Origin of the sequence: Pseudomonas sp. F8002, from assembly GCF_013385495.1 — a bacterium.
Taxonomy (GTDB): Bacteria; Pseudomonadota; Gammaproteobacteria; order Pseudomonadales; family Pseudomonadaceae; genus Aquipseudomonas.
Map to the genome: position 1 here is coordinate 85282 of NZ_JACAPW010000031.1, position 17561 is coordinate 102842.

A 17561-nucleotide genomic window follows, 5' to 3' on the forward strand; every position below is an offset into this window, starting at 1 on the left:
TTGTTATTAGTACTGCCGGGCCTTGGCCAGGCGCTCATTGAGTTGTTTGGCCGCCGCGTCGGTGCGCGCGCTGGTGGACACCTGCGCCACACCGACGCGCCACCACGACAGGTATGTGTGGATCATGGTTTTCGGCAGGACCTTGATATCAATCAGCGTCGACACGGTTTGCGTGCGCGCATCGGCCAGCGCCGCCTGCAACTGCTCCACGGTGTTGACCTTGTAGGTCTTGCAACCATAGGCCGCCGCACTCATGGCGAAGTCCACCGGCACAAAACTGCCGTCGAGCTTGCCGGTCTCGGGGTTGCGGAAGCGGAACTCGGTGCCGAAGCTGTCCATGCCGTGTCCCATCTGCAAATTGTTGATGCAGCCGAAGGTCATGTTGTCCAGCAGCACCACGTTGATCTTGCGCCGCTCCTGGATCGAGGTAGCCAGCTCCGAGTGCAGCATCATGTACGAGCCGTCGCCCACCAGTGCGTACACCTCGCGCTCGGGCTCGGCCAGCTTCACGCCCAATGCGGCGTTGACCTCATAGCCCATGCACGAATAACCGTATTCGACGTGGTAGGTGTTGACGCCCTTGCTGCGCCAGCTGCGCTGCAAGTCACCCGGCAGGCTGCCGGCGGCGGCGACGATGATTGCGTCGTCGGCCAGGGTGTCGTTGAGCACACCGAGTACGCGGCTTTGGGTCAGGCAGGAACCGGTCAGCTCGATAAACTCACGCAGCACCGCCGGGTCCATGTGGTCGTTGATTTCGGGGACGAAGTTTTCAGTCTGGTATTCCGCCTGGTAGATCCGGTCGACCTCGACGTCCAATTGCGCCTTGGCATCCCGTGGCTGATCCCCCCAGCTGGAACGGTAGTCGCCCAAAGCCTCAGCCAAGGCTTCCAGGCCGACCTTGGCATCCGCCAGCAGCTGCACGCCATCAAGCTTCAGTGCGTCACAGGGGCTGATGTTCAGGTTGAGAAACTGCACCTCGGGATGCTTGAACAAGGATTTGGATGAGGTGGTGAAATCGGAATAGCGCGTGCCGATGCCGATAATCAGGTCGGCTTCCGGCGCCAGCAGGTTCGCTGCCAGGCAGCCGGTTTCACCAAGGCCGCCGAGGTTCAGCGGATGGCTGGACACCACCGCGCTCTTGCCCGCCTGGGTTTCCGCGAAAGGAATGTCGAAGCGTTCGGCAAAGGCTTGCAGCGCGGCATTCGCCCCGGAGTATTTGACCCCGCCGCCACACACGATCAGCGGTTTGCGCTTGCCCTTGAACGCCGCCACGGCATCCCCCAGCATCGCTTCGGTCGCCGGGCGACGGTCGATACGGTGCACGCGTTTTTGCAGGAAGTAATCCGGGTAATCCCAAGCTTCGCCCTGTACATCCTGCGGCAGGGCCAGGGTCACGGCGCCGGTTTCCGCCGGGTCGGTGAGCACGCGCATGGCGTGGATCGCCGCCGTCATCAGCTGTTCCGGGCGGTTGATGCGGTCCCAGTATTTGCTGACCGCACGAAAGGCATCGTTGGTGCTGATGCTCAAGTCGTGGAACTGTTCGATTTGTTGCAGTACCGGATCGGGCTGGCGACTGGCGTAGACATCACCGGGCAACAGCAGCAACGGAATCCGGTTGGCGGTCGCGGTCGCCGCGGCGGTCAACATATTCGCCGCACCCGGCCCCACCGAGGAGGAGCACGCGTAGATCTTGCGGCGCAAATGCTGCTTGGCAAAACCAATCGCCGCGTGGGCCATGCCTTGTTCGTTGCGGCCCTGATGCACCACCAGGTCGCCGCTGTCCTGCTCCAGGGCCTGGCCCAGGCCCAGCACATTGCCGTGGCCGAAAATCGTGAAGATGCCCGCGACAAATTTGCTCTGCACACCGTCGACTTCGATGTACTGGTTATCCAGAAACTTCACCAGGGCCTGGGCCATGGTCAATCGGGTTGTGGTCATGAGGTGCCCCTTATCGTTTCTGCAGGTGGGCGATACTCGCCCCCAACGCCTGCTTGATATCTGCCAGGCCGTGCACGCTTTCGGCGAACGGTTCGAACGACAGGTGGCCGCTGTAGCCGGTGCTGAGCAAGGTGTCGATCTGCGCGGCATTGCCCAGGATATCGGCCTCGCCCACCAGCACGCGGTGGCCGTCGCGGATCGAGTTCAGCGGTGCGTCGGCATCTTCCACACCGGAGATGTGCACCAGCCCGGTCAGCTCGGGAAAGAACTCATGTTCGCTGGCCAGGTGGTGGTGGAAGGTGTCGTGCACCACGCGAAACACATCCAGCCCGCCGATGGCCTTGATCGCATCCACTGCCACGCGCTTGCGGCGCAGGGAGCATTCTTCAAACCCCAGGGGTTCGACAAAACCGAGAATCCCGTATTCCCGCAGGATCGGCGCCAGTTCACTCAAGGCGGTGCGCAAACCGGCCGAGCGATGGGCTTCGTTGCGCGAGTCGGCGCGGTCGTTCAACGGGCACATCACCAACGCCTGCGCGCCGCATTCGCGGGCATAGGCCGCCAGCTTGATGGCCTGGGCGCGGCGTTCGTCATTCCACACATCGAAGGGGTACAGCGCGTTGATCGACAGCACCGTGATGCCATGCACCGCGCACAATTCGCGCACGCGGCTGGCAGGGGTGCCGTCTTCAATCTCGATGCCCTTGAGGTCGTTGCGGATCTCGATGGCGTCGCATTTCAGGGTCACCGCCAGCTGGATAAAATCCGCCAGGGAAAGGCTGGGGGCGACCATGCGGTTCAGGGCAAAACGTAGAGGCGACTTCATTATTGTTGTGCTCCACACTCGAAAACGTTACTTGGCAGTTGGCATGCTGAATTCAGGGCCCTTGGCGATGCTGTCGGGCCAGCGTTGCATGACGCTCTTGTAGCGGCTGTAGAAACGAATGCCTTCTTCGCCATAGGCGTGGTGGTCGCCGAACAGCGAGCGCTTCCAGCCACCGAACGAATGCCAGGCCATCGGCACCGGAATCGGCACGTTGATGCCGACCATCCCGACCTTGATGGTGCGGGCAAAGGCACGGGCAATGCCGCCGTCGCTGGTAAAGCACGACACGCCGTTGCCGAACTCATGGGCGTTGATCAAAGCCACGGCGCTGGCAAAATCCGCCACCCGCACGATGCCCAGCACCGGTCCGAAAATCTCTTGCTGGTAGATGCTCATTTCGGTGGTGACGTTATCGAACAAGGTCGCACCGACGAAGAAACCACCCTCCGCGCCCGGCACCTTGAAGCCACGACCGTCGACGATCAGCTTCGCGCCCTGGGCCACGCCCAGGTCGATAAACCCTTCGACCTTGGCCTTGTGTTCGGCGGTAACCAGCGGGCCCATCTCGCTGTCTTTTTGCATACCGTTGCCGACCTTCAACCGGTCGATACGCGGCAGCAGTTTTTCGATCAGCCTGTCGCCGACATCGCCCACCACCACGGCAATCGAGATCGCCATGCAGCGCTCGCCGGCCGAGCCGTAAGCCGCGCCGATCAAGGCGTCAGCCGCCTGATCCAGGTCGGCGTCGGGCATCACGATCATATGGTTCTTCGCCCCGCCCAATGCCTGCACACGCTTGCCGCGCTGGGTGGCCTGCTGGTGGATGTACTCGGCAATCGGGGTGGAACCGACGAACGAAATCGCCTCGATATCCGGGTGCTGCAACAGGCCGTCTACCGCGCTCTTGTCACCCTGCACCACGTTGAACACACCGTCGGGCAGACCGGCTTCGGTCAGCAGGCGGGCCATCAGCAAACTGGCGGACGGGTCGCGCTCCGACGGCTTGAGGATGAAGCAGTTACCGGTGGCCAGCGCCAGCGGGATCATCCACAGCGGCACCATCACCGGGAAGTTGAACGGGGTGATGCCGGCGCACACGCCCAGTGGCTGACGCAGGTTCCAGTTGTCGATGCCGCCGCCGATGTTGTCGCTGAAATCGGTTTTCAACAGGTTTGGCGCACCGCAGGCGAACTCGACGATCTCGATACCACGGGTGACTTCGCCCTTGGCGTCGGAGAACACTTTGCCGTGTTCGCGGCTGATGATTTCAGCCAGCTCATCGTGGTGCTGGTCGAGCAATTCCTTGAATTTGAACAGCACCCGCGAACGGCGCAGGGACGATTGCTCGGACCACGCCGGGAAGGCTTTCAGTGCCGACGCGACGGCTTCATCGACGGTCTTCTGGCTGGCCAGCCCGACGCGGGCCTGGACTTCGCCGGTAGCCGGGTTGAACACATTGCTGAAACGCTCACTGGCGCTGTCGTGCACCTGGCCGTTGATGTAATGGCCGATTACCGGGGCGTTGCTCATTATTGTTCTCCGTCGAAAGTGCTTAAAGATCCAGCAGCCAGCTGTGCTGCGGGTCGTTATGGAAATGCCAGGCGCGCTTGGGGCCGGCCATCACGTTCAGGTAGTAGGACTCGTAGCCATACGGCACGCTGACCGGGTGATACCCCTTGGGCACCACCACCAGGTCGCTGTTTTCCACGGCCATGGCCTGGTCGATGCTGCGGTCGTCGGTGTAGACGCGCTGGAACACGAAGCCCTGGGGCGGGTTGATCTGGTGGTAGTAGGTTTCTTCGAGAAAGCTCTGGTGCGGCAGATCGTCGGTGTCGTGCTTGTGGGGCGGGTAGCTCGACGAGTGACCGGACGGTGTGCGCACTTCCACCACCAGCAGCGAATGGGCAGGCTCGCTGTCGGGCAGGATGTCGCACACGTAGCGGGTATTGGCGCCCTTGCCACGTACGCTGCGCTTGCATTGCTCGGGGCGAATCAGACGGGGTGCCAGACCTGCGTCGGTTGAGCCGGGAGCGGCGCAGACGGCGATTTGCACGTCGCTCAACGCGGTGACCTGAGCGTCGGTGCCCGGTGGCAGGTAGGCGGCGAAGGGAGATTTATCTTCGAAAACCGAGTGGCGATCACCGAGGTTTTCCCAGTTGAAGCCTTCGCCCTGGATAGTCACCCGGCCGCTGAGCAGCACCAGGCACAGTTCCTTGTCGCCGGCGGTGACTGGCAAGGTTTCACCCAGGCTCAGGCGGTAGGCGGCGAAGCCCACGTATTCCAGGCGCCCTTCTTCCAGCGCCACCATGGTTTGCCCGCGCTTGCTGCTTTTGACCAACAGGCTCATTGTCCAGTCCTCTCGCCCAACAGTGCGCGCAGGGTGTCGTAACCCTTCTTCGCATAGATGTAGCTCGGCGCCACGGCAGGATCCTGCTCGGCCTCCACTACCAGCCAACCCTGGTAATTGGCAGCCAGCAGCACGTCCAGCAGCGCGGCGAAGTCGATATCGCCGTCGCCGGGCACGGTGAAGGTGCCGTTGACGATGCAGTCCGGGAAGCTCCACATCTGGTTGCGCGCCAGTTGCACCACCGGCTTGCGCACATCCTTGAAGTGCACGTGGCAGATGCGGGCGATGTGTTTGCGCAGCACCTCGATAGGCTCGCCGCCGCCCATGTAGCAGTGGCCCGAATCAAACAGCAGGCCGACTTCCGGGCCGGTGCGGCGCATCAGTTGGTCGATGTCTTCCGGGGATTCGACGTAGGCGCCCATATGGTGGTGGTACGCCAGGCGCACGCCCTGGGACAGGGTGAAACGCGCCAATTCGGTGAGTTTGTCGGCGTATTCCTGCCAGGCCTGTTCGCTGTGAAAACGCGGGCGTTCGATCAGGCGCACCGGCGAACCCTGGATCGAGTCGGCGACTTCGCCGTACACCAACACGTTGGCGCCGTTTTCACGCAGCAGTTCGACGTGGCTGGCGATGGCTTCGATTTCTTCCGCCACCGAGCGCCGGGCCAGGCGGCTGGAGTACCAGCCGGAGACCAGTGCCAGGTCGTAGGGGCGCAATACATCGCCGACGCCTTTGGCGTCCTTGGGGAATTTGCCGTTGAGTTCAAAGCCTTCGTAGCCGATGTCCTTGCCTTCGCTGAGGGCCGTGCTCAACGGCGTTTCACCGCCCAGGGCCGGCAGGTCGTCGTTGCTCCAGGAGATCGGGTTGATGCCAATTCGGATAGCGGGCATGGCTGCACCTATTATTGTTTTTTCAGAGTTGCCTGAGATCTGCTTTATGTGGGAGCGGGCTTGCTCGCGAAGGCGGTGGTTCAGTTGGTGTATCAGTCGACTGACACTCCGCTTTCGCGAGCAAGCCCGCTCCCACATTTGACCGTGTTTAACTTCGAGAACTGCGCCAAGCATTAATCAATTGCTCAAAGATGCACTGCACCTGCTCAATCAAGGCTTGATCGTCAATCTCCCCCGCCAGCCAGGCTCGGCTCGGTTCCTGGAAGATCGTGCGGCCCACGGCGAACCCGCGGCAGGTCTGGCTTTGGCTGGCTTGCTGGAAGCCATCGGCCAGGCATTCGGCGGAAGCGTTCAGGCCCAGCAGCACCACGCCCCGGCAGTAGGGATCGCGCTCCTGGATAAGCTCGTCGAGCTTTTTCCAGTCTGAGGCCGACTGCGCCTCGATCTTCCACCACGCCGGGTAGATGCCCAGGTTGTACAGGCGCTTGAGGCTGCGATAGAGCACGTCGGGGTAGGTGGACGGGTGATCCTTGGGGGGCACGACTTCCAGCAGCAGTTCATGGCCGCTGACCAGGGACGCCTGATACAGGGCCTTGAGTTGCGCTTCCTGTTCCAGGCGCAGCAATGGCTCGTCATCGGGGTGAAATTGCACCAGGCACTTGATGATCTGTTCCCGGGGCCAGGCAATCAGGTTGCTGCCCACCGAGCGCCCGTGTTCAAAGGCCAGCGGCCGTGAGTTCTGGACTTCCACCGGGCGGGCGATCCACCAGCCGCGACCGCTGGCAGCGTTCAGCGCGTCCTGGCCGAAGCGTTGGTCGGCCAGAATCCCGACGTCAGCCTCAACGCCCTGCTCCGCCAGTTTGCTTTCAACCCGTTCCACGGCCTGGATGAACAGTTGCTTCAGGGCGCTGATGCGCGCCAGGTCCTGGCCGCCCTTTTGTGCCAGTTCCACCAACTGCCAGCGGTGGTCGAAGGCAAATACAAACAGCTGCTTCCAGACCTTGCGCGGCACGCTGACCTGGTGCAGGCGTTGCAGCACTGCGTCCTGGTCCGGGCGGGTAATCGGCACCGGGCTGTTGAACAGGTAATCAAGTTCGGCGCGGGTCGGCATGGCCGGCGCGCAGGCATGGCGCGACACCACCAGGCCGCCGCAGGCATTCGCCAACTGGCTGCAGCGCTCGTCGCTGGCGTCTTCAAGCCAGCCGCTGAGGAAGCCGGACATGAAGGCATCGCCGGCGCCCAGCACGTTGAGTACTTCCACCCGTACCCCGGGGTAAATCGCGCCGTCTTCAAGGCGGGCCGGGATATCGCCGTGGATCACCGTGCAGCCCTGGGGGCCAAGCTTGACCACCAGGGTGGCCGAGGTCAGGCCACGCACCGTGCGCAATGCCGTGAGCAAATCTTCACTGCCACCGGCAATCAGGAATTCTTCTTCGGTGCCGACGATCAGGTCAAAACGCGGGAGGATTTTCTGCACGTGCTGGCTGACATTCTGGTCGGCCACAAACCGGGTTTCGCCATCGGCCTTGCCGGCCAGGCCCCAGAGCACCGGGCGGTAGTCGATGTCGAGCACGCGTTTGACGTTGTGCTTCTCGGCGTAGTCCAGGGCCTGGATGCTGGCCTTGTACACGCCGTCGGTGGAGAAGTGGGTACCGGTGATCAGCAACGCCTTGCTGGAAGCAATGAACGCTTCACTGATGTCTTCGGCGCGCAGGGCCATGTCGGCGCAGTTCTCGCGGTAGAACACCAGCGGGAAGGTTTCGCGGTCCTTGAGGCCCAGCAGCACCAGGGCGGTGAGGCGTTCCGGGTCGACCTTGATGCCGCTGACGTCACAGCCTTCGCGGGCCAGGGACTCCAGCAGGAAACGCCCCATGTGGTCGTCCCCTACCCGGCTCAACATCGCCGACTTGAGCCCCAGCCGCGCAGTGCCGAACGCGATGTTGGCGGAGGAACCGCCGAGGTACTTGGCGAAGCTCGAGACATCCTCCAGCCGTGCACCCACTTGTTGTGCGTAAAGGTCGACGCCCAGGCGTCCCAGGCAAATCAGATCCAATTGACGCCCACTGGCAAAACGAGTCTGGCCCATGCTGGCTCCTGTTATTTTTATCAGCCTGCGTGTGCCGTCGCGGTGGCGGCATACGCTCTTGGTGCAAGCAGACTAGAACGTCTGGTGACACCAATCAATATTTATTCTATAAATATTTTTTGTGGAATATATTTTCCAATACGCCATCATCGGTATGTTCCAGCCGCAGTGCATCGTTTCAGCTGCACCGTGGGGCGGGATGCCGAGGTATTTTTTTGCGCCTACGCTGTAGACTTGCGCACATCGACTTATTGTCAGGGGCGCCTCGACGCGTCCTATAAGAACAAGCCAGAAGGATTCCCTATGTCCCAGAGCGCCCCGGAAGACGCACTCGCCAGCCCGCCGCTGAACGCCGAGCGGTTGTTGCAGCTGATCACCGATGAATACGAGAGCCTGCCGCGCCAGCTCAAGCGCATCGCCAGCTACATGAGCCAGCAGAGCGACCGGATCATGGTCGACCGCATCAGCGACATCGCCCGTGAATGCGAAGTGCACCCGTCGGCCATCGTGCGGTTTTCCCAGCGTTTCGGGTTCAGTGGTTTCAGTGAAATGCAGGCGCTGTTCCGCGAGGCCTACACCCACAAGACCACGCCGGTGCAGAACTACCAGCAACGCATCCGCAGCATGATCGCCAACAAGTCGCAGAAAGCCAGCGGCGGCGACCTGGCGCGTGAGTGCGTGAATGCCACCCTCTCCGGGATCGAGCGCCTGGGGCTGGAACTGGATGACGCAGCCTTCGACAAGGCCGTGGACCTGGTGGTGAATGCCGACAATATCTACGTGGTGGGCGTGCGCCGCTCGTTCGCCGTGGCGGACTACCTGGTGTACAACCTGCAGCACACCAACAAGCGCATCCATCTGGTCTCGGGGTTGGGCGGCAGCTATCGCGAGCAGATGCGCAGTGTGCGGGCCAACGACCTGGTGATTGCCATCAGCTTTACGCCGTACGGCAAGGAAACCCAGCACTGCCTGCGGATTGCCCAGCACCATCAGGCCAAGACCCTGATCATTACCGACAGCAACCTGTCGCCCCTGGCCAAGCGGGCGAGCACGGTATTGCTGGTGAATGAGGGCTCGTCGTTTGCGTTCAGGTCACTGAGTGCGACGCTGTGCCTGTGCCAGGCGTTGTTTATTGCCGTGGCGTATCGGCTGGAATTGAAGGTCGATGAGATTCATGAGCAGGTGGGGTTCGACGACTGACTGCGACCGTTCAGCCACCAAAGATCAAATGTGGGAGCGGGCTTGCTCGCGAATGCGGTCTGTTAGTCAACATCTCCATCGACTGTTCCGCCGCATTCGCGAGCAAGCCCGCTCCCACATTTTTGACCGCGTTCACTCAGGCTTAGCGCAGTGCCCGGCGCAACACCTTGCCCACCGTCGTCTTGGGCAACTCTTCAGTACGAAACTCGACAAACCGCGGCACCTTGTACCCCGTTAAATACTCCCGGCAATGCGCCAGAATCTGCTCCTGGGTCAAGCTTGGGTCCTTGCGCACCACGATGATTTTCACCCGCTCGCCGGTCACCCCATCCTCAACCCCGATCGCCGCCACTTCCGCCACGCCCGGATGCAACGCCACCACGTCTTCGATCTCGTTGGGGTACACGTTAAACCCGGACACCAGGATCATGTCTTTCTTGCGGTCCACCAGGCGGATGAAGCCCTGCTCATTCATCACCCCGATGTCCCCGGTAGACAGCCACCCTTCGGCATCCAGCACCTCGGCGGTTTCCGCCGGGCGTTTCCAGTAACCCTGCATCACCTGCGGGCCGCGTACTTGCAGTTCGCCCTGCTCGCCCAGTTCCGCCAACTCACCGTCCTCACGAATGAACCGCACCCAGGTCGACGGCAACGGTACGCCGATGCTGCCGGTGAATTCCATCTCGCGCATGCGTGAGATGTCGATGGGGCTGATGCTCACCACCGGCGAACATTCAGTGAGGCCGTAGCCTTCGATGATCGGCAAGCCGGTGACTTCCTTCCAGCGCTTGGCCACAGCGGTATGGGTGGCCATGCCGCCGGCGATCACCATGCGCAAATCGGAAAAATCCCGGGCGCAGAACTCCTTGTTTTCCAGCAGGCCGTTGAACAGCGTATTCACCCCGGCAATCCCGTTGAAACGCTCCTTGCGCAGGATCATCTGCACCCGCTTCACATCCCGTGGGTTGGCGATCAGGATGTTGCGCCCGCCCAGGCACATGAACATCAGGCAGTTCACCGTCAGGGAAAAAATGTGGTACAGCGGCAGCAGGGTGACGTTGGTTTCCTGCTGGTTCTGATCGAGCTGATCACCGACCCACGCCTTGGCCTGCAACAGGTTGGCGATGATATTGCGATGGCTGAGCATGACGCCCTTGGCATCGCCGGTAGTGCCGCCGGTGTATTGCAGGAAGGCCAGGTCTTCGCGGTTCATCGGCACGGCGAGATGGGTTTGCCCGCGTCCCTGTTTCAACACCTGGTTGAAACGCACGGCCCCCGGCAGGTTGAAACGCGGCACCTGCTTCTGCACGCTGCGCAGGATGAAGTTCATCGCCGCGCCCTTGAAGGTGCCGAGCAGGTCACCGATGGCCGCGATCACCACACGTTTGACGGTACTGGCGGCCACCACCTTCTCCAGGGTGTGGGCGAAGTTTTCGAAGATCACCAGGGTCTCTGCGCCACTGTCCTTGAGCAAATGCTGCAGCTCCCGGGCGGTGTACAGCGGGTTGACGTTGACCACCACCGCACCCGCGAGGATCGTGCCCAGCAGGCAGATCGGGTACTGCAAGCAGTTGGGCATCATCAGCGCCACCCGGTCGCCCTTCTTCACACCCTGGGCTTGCAGCCACGCAGCAAAGGCGATGCCCTGCACCTCCCAGTCGGCGTAGGTCATTTCGGTGCCGATGCTGACGTAGGCCACGCGGTCGCGGAATTTGTGCAGGTGCTCCAGGAACACCTCGCGCAACGACGGGTAATCCTCGATGCCCGCATCGATGTCTGCCGGTACGCCGGGCAGGTAAGCGTTCAACCAGAGGCGTTCGGTCTGTTCCAGGCTTACAGCGTTCATGGCAGTCTCCTTGTTGTTTTTATGGTGGGAACTACTTTTCGACGATAGCGGTAATGCCCAACCCACCCGCCGCGCAGATCGAAATCAGGCCGCGGCCGCCGCCACGCTGGTGGATCGCCTTGGCCAGTGCCGCGAGTTGCCGGCCACCGGTGGCGGCGAAGGGGTGGCCGCAGCCGAGGGAGCCGCCGTTGACGTTCATCTTGCTGCGGTCGATGCTGCCCAGCGGCGCATCGAGGCCCAGGCGGTCGCGGCAGTAATCCGGGTCTTCCCAGGCCTTGAGGGTGCACAGCACCTGAGCGGCGAAGGCTTCGTGGATCTCGAACAGATCGAAGTCGGCGAACGTCAGGCCCTCGCGCTTGAGCATGCGTGGCACGGCGTAGGCCGGCGCCATCAGCAGGCCTTCGGTGCCGTCGACGAAATTCACCGCAGCAGTTTCACCGGTTCGCAGGTACGCCAATACGGGCAAGCCGCGCTCGGCGGCCCATTCCTCGCTGGCCAGCAGCACCACCGACGCGCCGTCAGTCAGGGGCGTGGAGTTGCCGGCGGTGAGCGTGCCGTTCTGGCGGTCGTAGGCCGGTGACAGGCCGGCAAGTTTCTCCAGGCTGGCGTCGGCCCGCAGGTTGTTGTCCCGGGCCAGGCCGCGATACGGGCTGATCAAATCATCGAAGAAACCCTGCTTGTACGCCGCATCCAGCCGCTGGTGGCTGGTGAGGGTCAACTCGTCCTGGGCCAGGCGCTTGATCTTCCAGCGCTTGGCCATTTCCTCGCAGTGTTCACCCATGGACAAGCCGGTGCGCGGCTCGCCATTGCGCGGCAGCAGCGGCTTGAAGAACATCGACGGGCGCACACCCATCAAGGCCTTCAACCTGGCGCCGGTGCCCTTGGCGCGGTTGGCTGAAAGCAAAGTGCGGCGCAGGGACTCGTTGATGCCGATGGGCGCGTCGGAGGTGGTGTCGGAACCACCGGCAACGCCCACTTCGATCTGCCCAAGGGCGATCTTGTTCGCCACCAGCAACGCCGCTTCCAGGCCGGTGCCGCAGGCTTGTTGCAGGTCGTAGGCCGGGGTTTCGGGAGACAGTGTGGTAGACAGCAGGCTTTCCCGGGCCAGGTTGAAATCCCGGGAGTGCTTGATCACCGCACCCGCGGCAAACTCGCCCAGGCGCAGGCCGTGAAGGTTGTAGCGGTCCACCAGGCCTTGCAGGGCGGCGACCAGCAGATCCTGGTTGCTGTCATGGGCGTACACGGTGTTGGAGCGGGCGAACGGGATACGGTTGCCGCCGATAATCGCCACGCGGCGCGTCGGGGCCGGGTTGAAACTGTAGTCACTCATCGATCGGTCTCATTCCAGATAAACAGCCCACGCATATGGGGTTTGTCGCCGGCGAAATTACGCACTTCAAACTCACGGCGCGGGCCGGTTGGCGGAACGTTCCACAGCGCCACCTGGCCGGGCAGGAAGATCGGCAGCTTGAAGTCGCAATGGGCCTCGGCCTGGTCCAGTCCGCCGGGCGGTTGCTGGGCGGCCAGGGCGCGGCCAAGGGTCCACATGCCGTGGGCGATGGCCCGGCGAAAGCCGAAGAGTTTGGCGCCAATCACCGAGGTGTGAATCGGATTGAAATCCCCCGAGACCCTGGCGAAACGCCGCCCCAGATCCGCCGGCAGCACCCAGCGTTGAGTGCGCAGCAAACCTTCTTCCTGCAAGGGCAACGCGTCGTCCCACGGCTCGCCAACCGGCGCGTTTACGTCACGGCGCAGGTACAGGCTGTCGCTCTCCCATATCAGGGCGCCCGCGCTGTAGGCACGGGTGGCGATGCTCAGGGCCTGGCCCTTGGGATGGGCGACCCAGCGTTCGCAATACACCTCCAGGCGCAAGGCCTGGCCCGCCTCCAGCCGTCGATGCTGGCGGATGCGATTGGCCAAATGCACCATGCCGCTGGCCGGGTACGGGAAACTCGGGCGGGTCAGCAACATCAGGTGCAAGGGGAACGCCAGCACATGGGGATAGGACAGCGGCACGCCTTGCTCACGGCGGAAACCACAGGCCCGACCGTAAGCCGCGATCCCTTGGGCAGACAGCTCGACGGCCGAACGCACCAGGCGTTCTTTCGGCAACGTCGGCTCGCCTTCCAGCTTCGGTTTGCGCAGCCCCAATACCCCGTCCAGCAACAGCCGCGAGCGCGAGGGCGGCGGGTCAATAATCTGCGTCACATAGTCCATGCTCAGGCTCCCAACAGGCTTTGGCCGCAGACCCGCACCACCTGGCCATTGACCCCGCCGGATGCCGGATGCGCCAGCCAGGCGATGGTTTCTGCCACGTCGATGGGTTGCCCGCCCTGGGACATCGAGTTCATCCGCCGCCCCGCTTCGCGAATCATCAGCGGGATCTTCGCGGTCATCTGGGTTTCGATAAAGCCCGGTGCCACGGCATTCACCGTCACTTGCTGCGCCGCCGCCTGCGGGGCCAGGCCTTGTACCAGGCCAATCACCCCGGCCTTGGAGGTGGCGTAGTTGCTTTGCCCGAGGTTGCCGGCGATACCGGAAATCGATGAGACACACACGATCCGCCCGCCCGGATTCAGGCCCTGGCTTTCCAGCAGCGCTGTGCTCAGGTGCAACGGTGCTTCCAGGTTGACCGCCAGTACGCTGCGCCACGCGGTCTCAGTCATCTTGGCGATGGTCTTGTCGCGGGTAATCCCGGCGTTGTGCACCACCACGTCGAATGCACCGTGTTGGCTGACATGGGCGTGCAACTGCTGCGCGGCATCGGTGGCGGTGATGTCCAGCGCCAGTGCGGTGCCTGCGACACTGCCGGCCGCCTGTCGCAGCGAATCCTGGGCCTGGGGCACATCCACGCAGACCACATGGGCTCCATCGCGGGCCAGCACCTGGGCGATTGCCAGGCCGATGCCACGGGAGGCGCCGGTGACCAGGGCACGGCGGCCGCCGAGGGGTTTGTCCCAGTTGATTTCGGTTGGGCTATCGACGGTTTTTTCGAGGCGCACCACCTGCCCCGAGACATAGGCCGAGCGCCGCGACAGGAAGAACCGCAGGCTGCTTTCCAGCCCGTCCTCGGCACCCGGTGCGACGTAGATCAACTGCACCGTGATCGCCCGGCGCAACTCCTTGGCCAACGAACGCACCAGGCCCTCAAGGGCACGCTGGGCAATGGCCTGGGGCAGGTCCTTGCACAACTCCGGCGCGGTGCCGAGCACCACCACCCGGGCGTGCTGCCCAAGGCGCCTGGCGTTGGCGTGGAAGAATTCGTAGAGCTCGTCCAACTGCTTGAGGTCGGCGATGTCGCTGGCGTCGAACACCGCGCCCTGGACCTTGACCGTGGAGGGCGCTTTGAGGGTCGCAGCGGTGGCGGTCACTGTGTCGGTGGCGGTGAAGATGCGCTGGATTTGCGCCCCCAGGCGCCCTACCCCCGCGACGATTACCGGGTTGGCCAGGCCTTGCTGGCCGCTGCGGTGACGTTGCAATGCCAGGGGTTGGGGCAGCCCGGCAGTGCGGGCCAGCCAGGCTCCCCAGGGGGAATTGACGAAAGAAAGGTAGCTGTCACTCATGGATAAACTCACTCACAAACACGGTGTTGCCATGGAAACCCGATCCCCTGTGGGAGCTGGCTTGCCTGCGATGGGATCACCTCGGTGTAACGGATACACCGCGGCGTCTGCATCGCAGGCAAGCCAGCTCCCACATTGACCGTGTTCCTTCCAGTTCCAATCAGTTGACCGGCGCGTTTTCGCTTTGATTGGCGCGGCGTCTTGCGCTCGGTTTGGCGGCCTGTTCCAACGCCTGCTGGCGCTGTTGCAAGGCTTCCAGCAAACCGAAGTCCTGCGGGAAGTCGTCCACCTGGATCGCGTGATCGCCATATTCCACATAGCGCGCGAGCAAGCTGTCGTCTTCCTCGCTGATCAGGTCCAGCGCCCGCGCCTTGACTCGCCACGGAGTAAACGCCGCACTGGAAATCGGCATTGGCTCGATCAGGCCTTGCTTGATCGCCCCCTTGAGCCGCGCCTCGATCAGCTCCACTTGCGGCAACAGGCGCAAGGCCAGCTCGCCGTAAGCCAGCTTGTCGATTTCCGGCCGAGGAATGTAGGAATTGCCCAGCAAGCGGTCGCGGGTTTCCCCCGGCACCTGCACCAGTTCCGCCACTTGCGCCAACAGGCGATCCGACGGTTTGCGCTGTGGAATACCGAACGGGAACGTCAAGCCACGCACCACCGCCGCCGCCGCTTTCGACGGGTAGTTGTCGAGCACTTCGGCCAGGGCTTCATGGGCGCGCAGCAACGCGTCCTGGGCCGCCCAATGCACCAGCGGCAAATCTGCCTGTGGCCGGCCATCATCCTCAAAACGCTTGAGCACGCAGGACAGGATGTACAGCTGGGACAGAATGTCTCCCAGCCGCCCGGTGATGCTTTCCTTGCGCTTGAGGGCACCGCCCAGCACGCCCATGGAAATGTCCGAGATCAACGCCAACACCACCGACAGCCGATTGGCCTGGCGGTAGTAGGACGCCAACGCCGGATCGGTCTTGCCCGGCACGGAAATCAGCCGTCCGCCCGTCAGCGAATACACTGCGGCACGCACGGTATTGGCCAGCACGAAGCTCAGGTGACCGAACATCGCGCTGTCGAAGTCCACCAGGGCCTTGCGCCGGTCCGTATTGCGCGCCGCTTCCATCTCGCGGAACACATACGGATGACAGCGGATCAGGCCCTGGCCGTAGATGATCAGGCAGCGAGTCATGATGTTCGCGCCTTCCACCGTGATGGCGATGGGGCTTTGCTGGTAGGCCCGGGCGAGGAAGTTGTTGGGCCCCATGCAGATGCCCTTGCCGGCCACGATGTCCATGCCGTCGTTGACGATGATCCGCGCCCGCTCGGTAACGTGGTATTTGGCGATGGCCGAGATCACCGAGGGTTTTTCACCGGCATCCAGTGACGCTACCGAGACTTTGCGCACCGCGTCGCAGGCATACAGATGCCCGGCCATGCGCGCCAGGGGCGCCTGCACGCCTTCGAACTTGCCGATGGGCAGGCCGAATTGCTTGCGCATCGCCGCATAAGCGGTGGTGCCGCGCACAGCCACCTTGCCCAGGCCGACGTTGGCCGACGGCAGGGAAATCGCCCGGCCAGCCGCCAGGCATTCCATCAGCATGCGCCAGCCGTTGCCGACTTGCTCGCGGCCGCCGATCACCCATTCCAGCGGGATAAACACATCCTTGCCGGTGGTCGGACCATTCTGGAATACGGCATTGAGTGGCCAGTGACGCCGGCCGCTGTTCACCCCCGGATGGGTGGTGGGGATCAACGCGCAGGTGATGCCCAGGGAACCCGGCTGGCCGAGCAGACCGTCCGGGTCTTCGGCGCGGAAGGCCAGGCCGAGCACCGTGGCGATTGGGCCGAGGGTGATGTAGCGCTTGTCCCAGGTCACACGGAAACCCAGTACTTCCTCGCCTTCGTGCATGCCCTTGCAGACGATGCCCAGGTCTGGAATCGCGCCGGCGTCGGAGCCGGCATACGGGCTGGTCAGGGCGAAGCACGGGATGTCTTCGCCACGGGCCAGGCGTGGCAGGTAGTAGTTGCGCTGGGCGTCGGTGCCGTAGTGCAGCAGCAGTTCGGCCGGGCCCAGGGAGTTGGGTACCATCACTGAAATCGCCGCCGCCGAGCAGCGGGTAGAGAGCTTCATCACCACTTGCGAATGCGCATAGTGGGAGAAGCCTTTGCCGCCGTATTGCTTGGGAATGATCATGCCGAGGAAACCGGCATCCTTGGTGTACTGCCACCCTTCGGGGGACATGTCCTGCCAGACCTGGGTGGTTTCCCAGTCGTTGGACATGTCGCACAGGGTCTCGACTTCGTTGTCGAGGAAGGCCTGTTCTTCAGCGCTGAGGCTGGCGGGTGCGGCTTGCAGCAGGCGTTCCCAGCGGGGTTTGCCGCTGAACAGCTCGGCGTCCCACCACACGGTGCCGGACTCGATGGCAGCACGCTCGGTGTCGGACATCGCCGGCATGATGCCGCGAAAAAGGCCCAGGGCCTTGCTGGTCAACAGCGCGCGGCGCAGGGGCTTGATTGTCAGCAGCAACGCGGGCAACACCACCAGCACCGCCACCACACTGGCGCCGAAACCGGCGACTGCGTTGAACAGGTAACCGACCGCCAGCCAGGCCAGGCCGGCACCCAGCCAGAGGGTGGCAACGGCTTGTCGATACGCCAGGGCAATCGCTGCTGCGAGTCCCGCCAATAACCAGATAACCATGGGGATACCTCTACTCAATTCAGGGTACGGCCAACGCCCGAGCAGATCGGAATGACCTGTGACGTAAAGCCACACTACAAACTTGAAAAGATAAATTCAAATTTTGTTTTGAAATTTTTATTTAATGCTTGGGCGAAAAAAAAGCGGGCTGAATGGGTCAGCCGGGT

General features: G+C 62.8%; 12 protein-coding genes. 1 reads left to right on the forward strand and 11 read right to left on the reverse strand.

All coding sequences use genetic code 11. The annotated features are described in order from the left end of the window. Nucleotides 1–6: 6 nt before the first annotated feature. The 6 genes from iolD to iolC form a co-directional block, all read right to left on the reverse strand. A complete protein-coding gene (gene iolD / locus HX811_RS22005; RefSeq protein ID WP_177047356.1) occupies nucleotides 7–1938 on the reverse strand; it encodes a 3D-(3,5/4)-trihydroxycyclohexane-1,2-dione acylhydrolase (decyclizing) in 1932 nt (643 codons plus the stop codon). Between the two features lie 10 nt (nucleotides 1939–1948). Beyond that, a complete protein-coding gene (locus tag HX811_RS22010) occupies nucleotides 1949–2764 on the reverse strand; it encodes a TIM barrel protein (protein ID WP_177047358.1) in 816 nt (271 codons plus the stop codon). Between the two features lie 27 nt (nucleotides 2765–2791). Then, on the reverse strand, nucleotides 2792–4294 hold the full coding sequence (locus HX811_RS22015) for a CoA-acylating methylmalonate-semialdehyde dehydrogenase (protein ID WP_177047360.1): 1503 nt from the start codon (nucleotides 4292–4294) through the stop codon (nucleotides 2792–2794). Nucleotides 4295–4316: 22 nt separating this feature from the next. Then, nucleotides 4317–5111: a 5-deoxy-glucuronate isomerase gene (gene iolB, locus HX811_RS22020; RefSeq protein WP_003214687.1), complete on the reverse strand. Its 795-nt coding sequence runs from the start codon at nucleotides 5109–5111 to the stop codon at nucleotides 4317–4319. Then, complete coding sequence (gene iolE, locus HX811_RS22025; RefSeq protein ID WP_177047362.1) at nucleotides 5108–6001, reverse strand: myo-inosose-2 dehydratase; 894 nt, start codon at nucleotides 5999–6001, stop codon at nucleotides 5108–5110. Before iolE ends, iolB begins: the two co-directional genes overlap by 4 nt. Before the next feature lie 148 nt (nucleotides 6002–6149). Beyond that, a complete protein-coding gene (gene iolC, locus HX811_RS22030; RefSeq protein ID WP_177047364.1) occupies nucleotides 6150–8087 on the reverse strand; it encodes a 5-dehydro-2-deoxygluconokinase in 1938 nt (645 codons plus the stop codon). 303 nt (nucleotides 8088–8390) lie between these two features. Here iolC and HX811_RS22035 point away from each other — a divergent pair, with 303 nt between their 5' ends. Next, nucleotides 8391–9287 (forward strand): MurR/RpiR family transcriptional regulator, encoded by an 897-nt coding sequence (locus HX811_RS22035; protein ID WP_003214679.1) that lies wholly within the window; start codon nucleotides 8391–8393, stop codon nucleotides 9285–9287. Nucleotides 9288–9429: 142 nt separating this feature from the next. Here HX811_RS22035 and HX811_RS22040 read toward each other — a convergent pair whose 3' ends face one another. The 5 genes from HX811_RS22040 to HX811_RS22060 all read right to left on the reverse strand — a co-directional run bounded on the left by HX811_RS22040 (nucleotide 9430) and on the right by HX811_RS22060 (nucleotide 17394). Further along, nucleotides 9430–11133, reverse strand: a complete 1704-nt coding sequence (locus tag HX811_RS22040) for an AMP-binding protein (protein WP_003214676.1) — start codon at nucleotides 11131–11133, stop codon at nucleotides 9430–9432. 31 nt (nucleotides 11134–11164) lie between these two features. Further along, nucleotides 11165–12463 (reverse strand): acetyl-CoA C-acetyltransferase, encoded by a 1299-nt coding sequence (locus HX811_RS22045; RefSeq protein ID WP_177047366.1) that lies wholly within the window; start codon nucleotides 12461–12463, stop codon nucleotides 11165–11167. Further along, the gene (locus HX811_RS22050) at nucleotides 12460–13350 is read right to left on the reverse strand and encodes a MaoC/PaaZ C-terminal domain-containing protein (protein WP_177047368.1); all 891 of its coding nucleotides are present in this window, start codon (nucleotides 13348–13350) and stop codon (nucleotides 12460–12462) included. Before HX811_RS22050 ends, HX811_RS22045 begins: the two co-directional genes overlap by 4 nt. Before the next feature lie 2 nt (nucleotides 13351–13352). Further along, nucleotides 13353–14696, reverse strand: coding sequence for a 3-oxoacyl-ACP reductase (locus HX811_RS22055; RefSeq protein WP_177047370.1), 1344 nt, complete (start codon nucleotides 14694–14696; stop codon nucleotides 13353–13355). A 160-nt stretch (nucleotides 14697–14856) separates the two neighbouring features. Then, a complete protein-coding gene (locus HX811_RS22060; protein ID WP_177047372.1) occupies nucleotides 14857–17394 on the reverse strand; it encodes an acyl-CoA dehydrogenase in 2538 nt (845 codons plus the stop codon). Nucleotides 17395–17561: the final 167 nt, after the last annotated feature.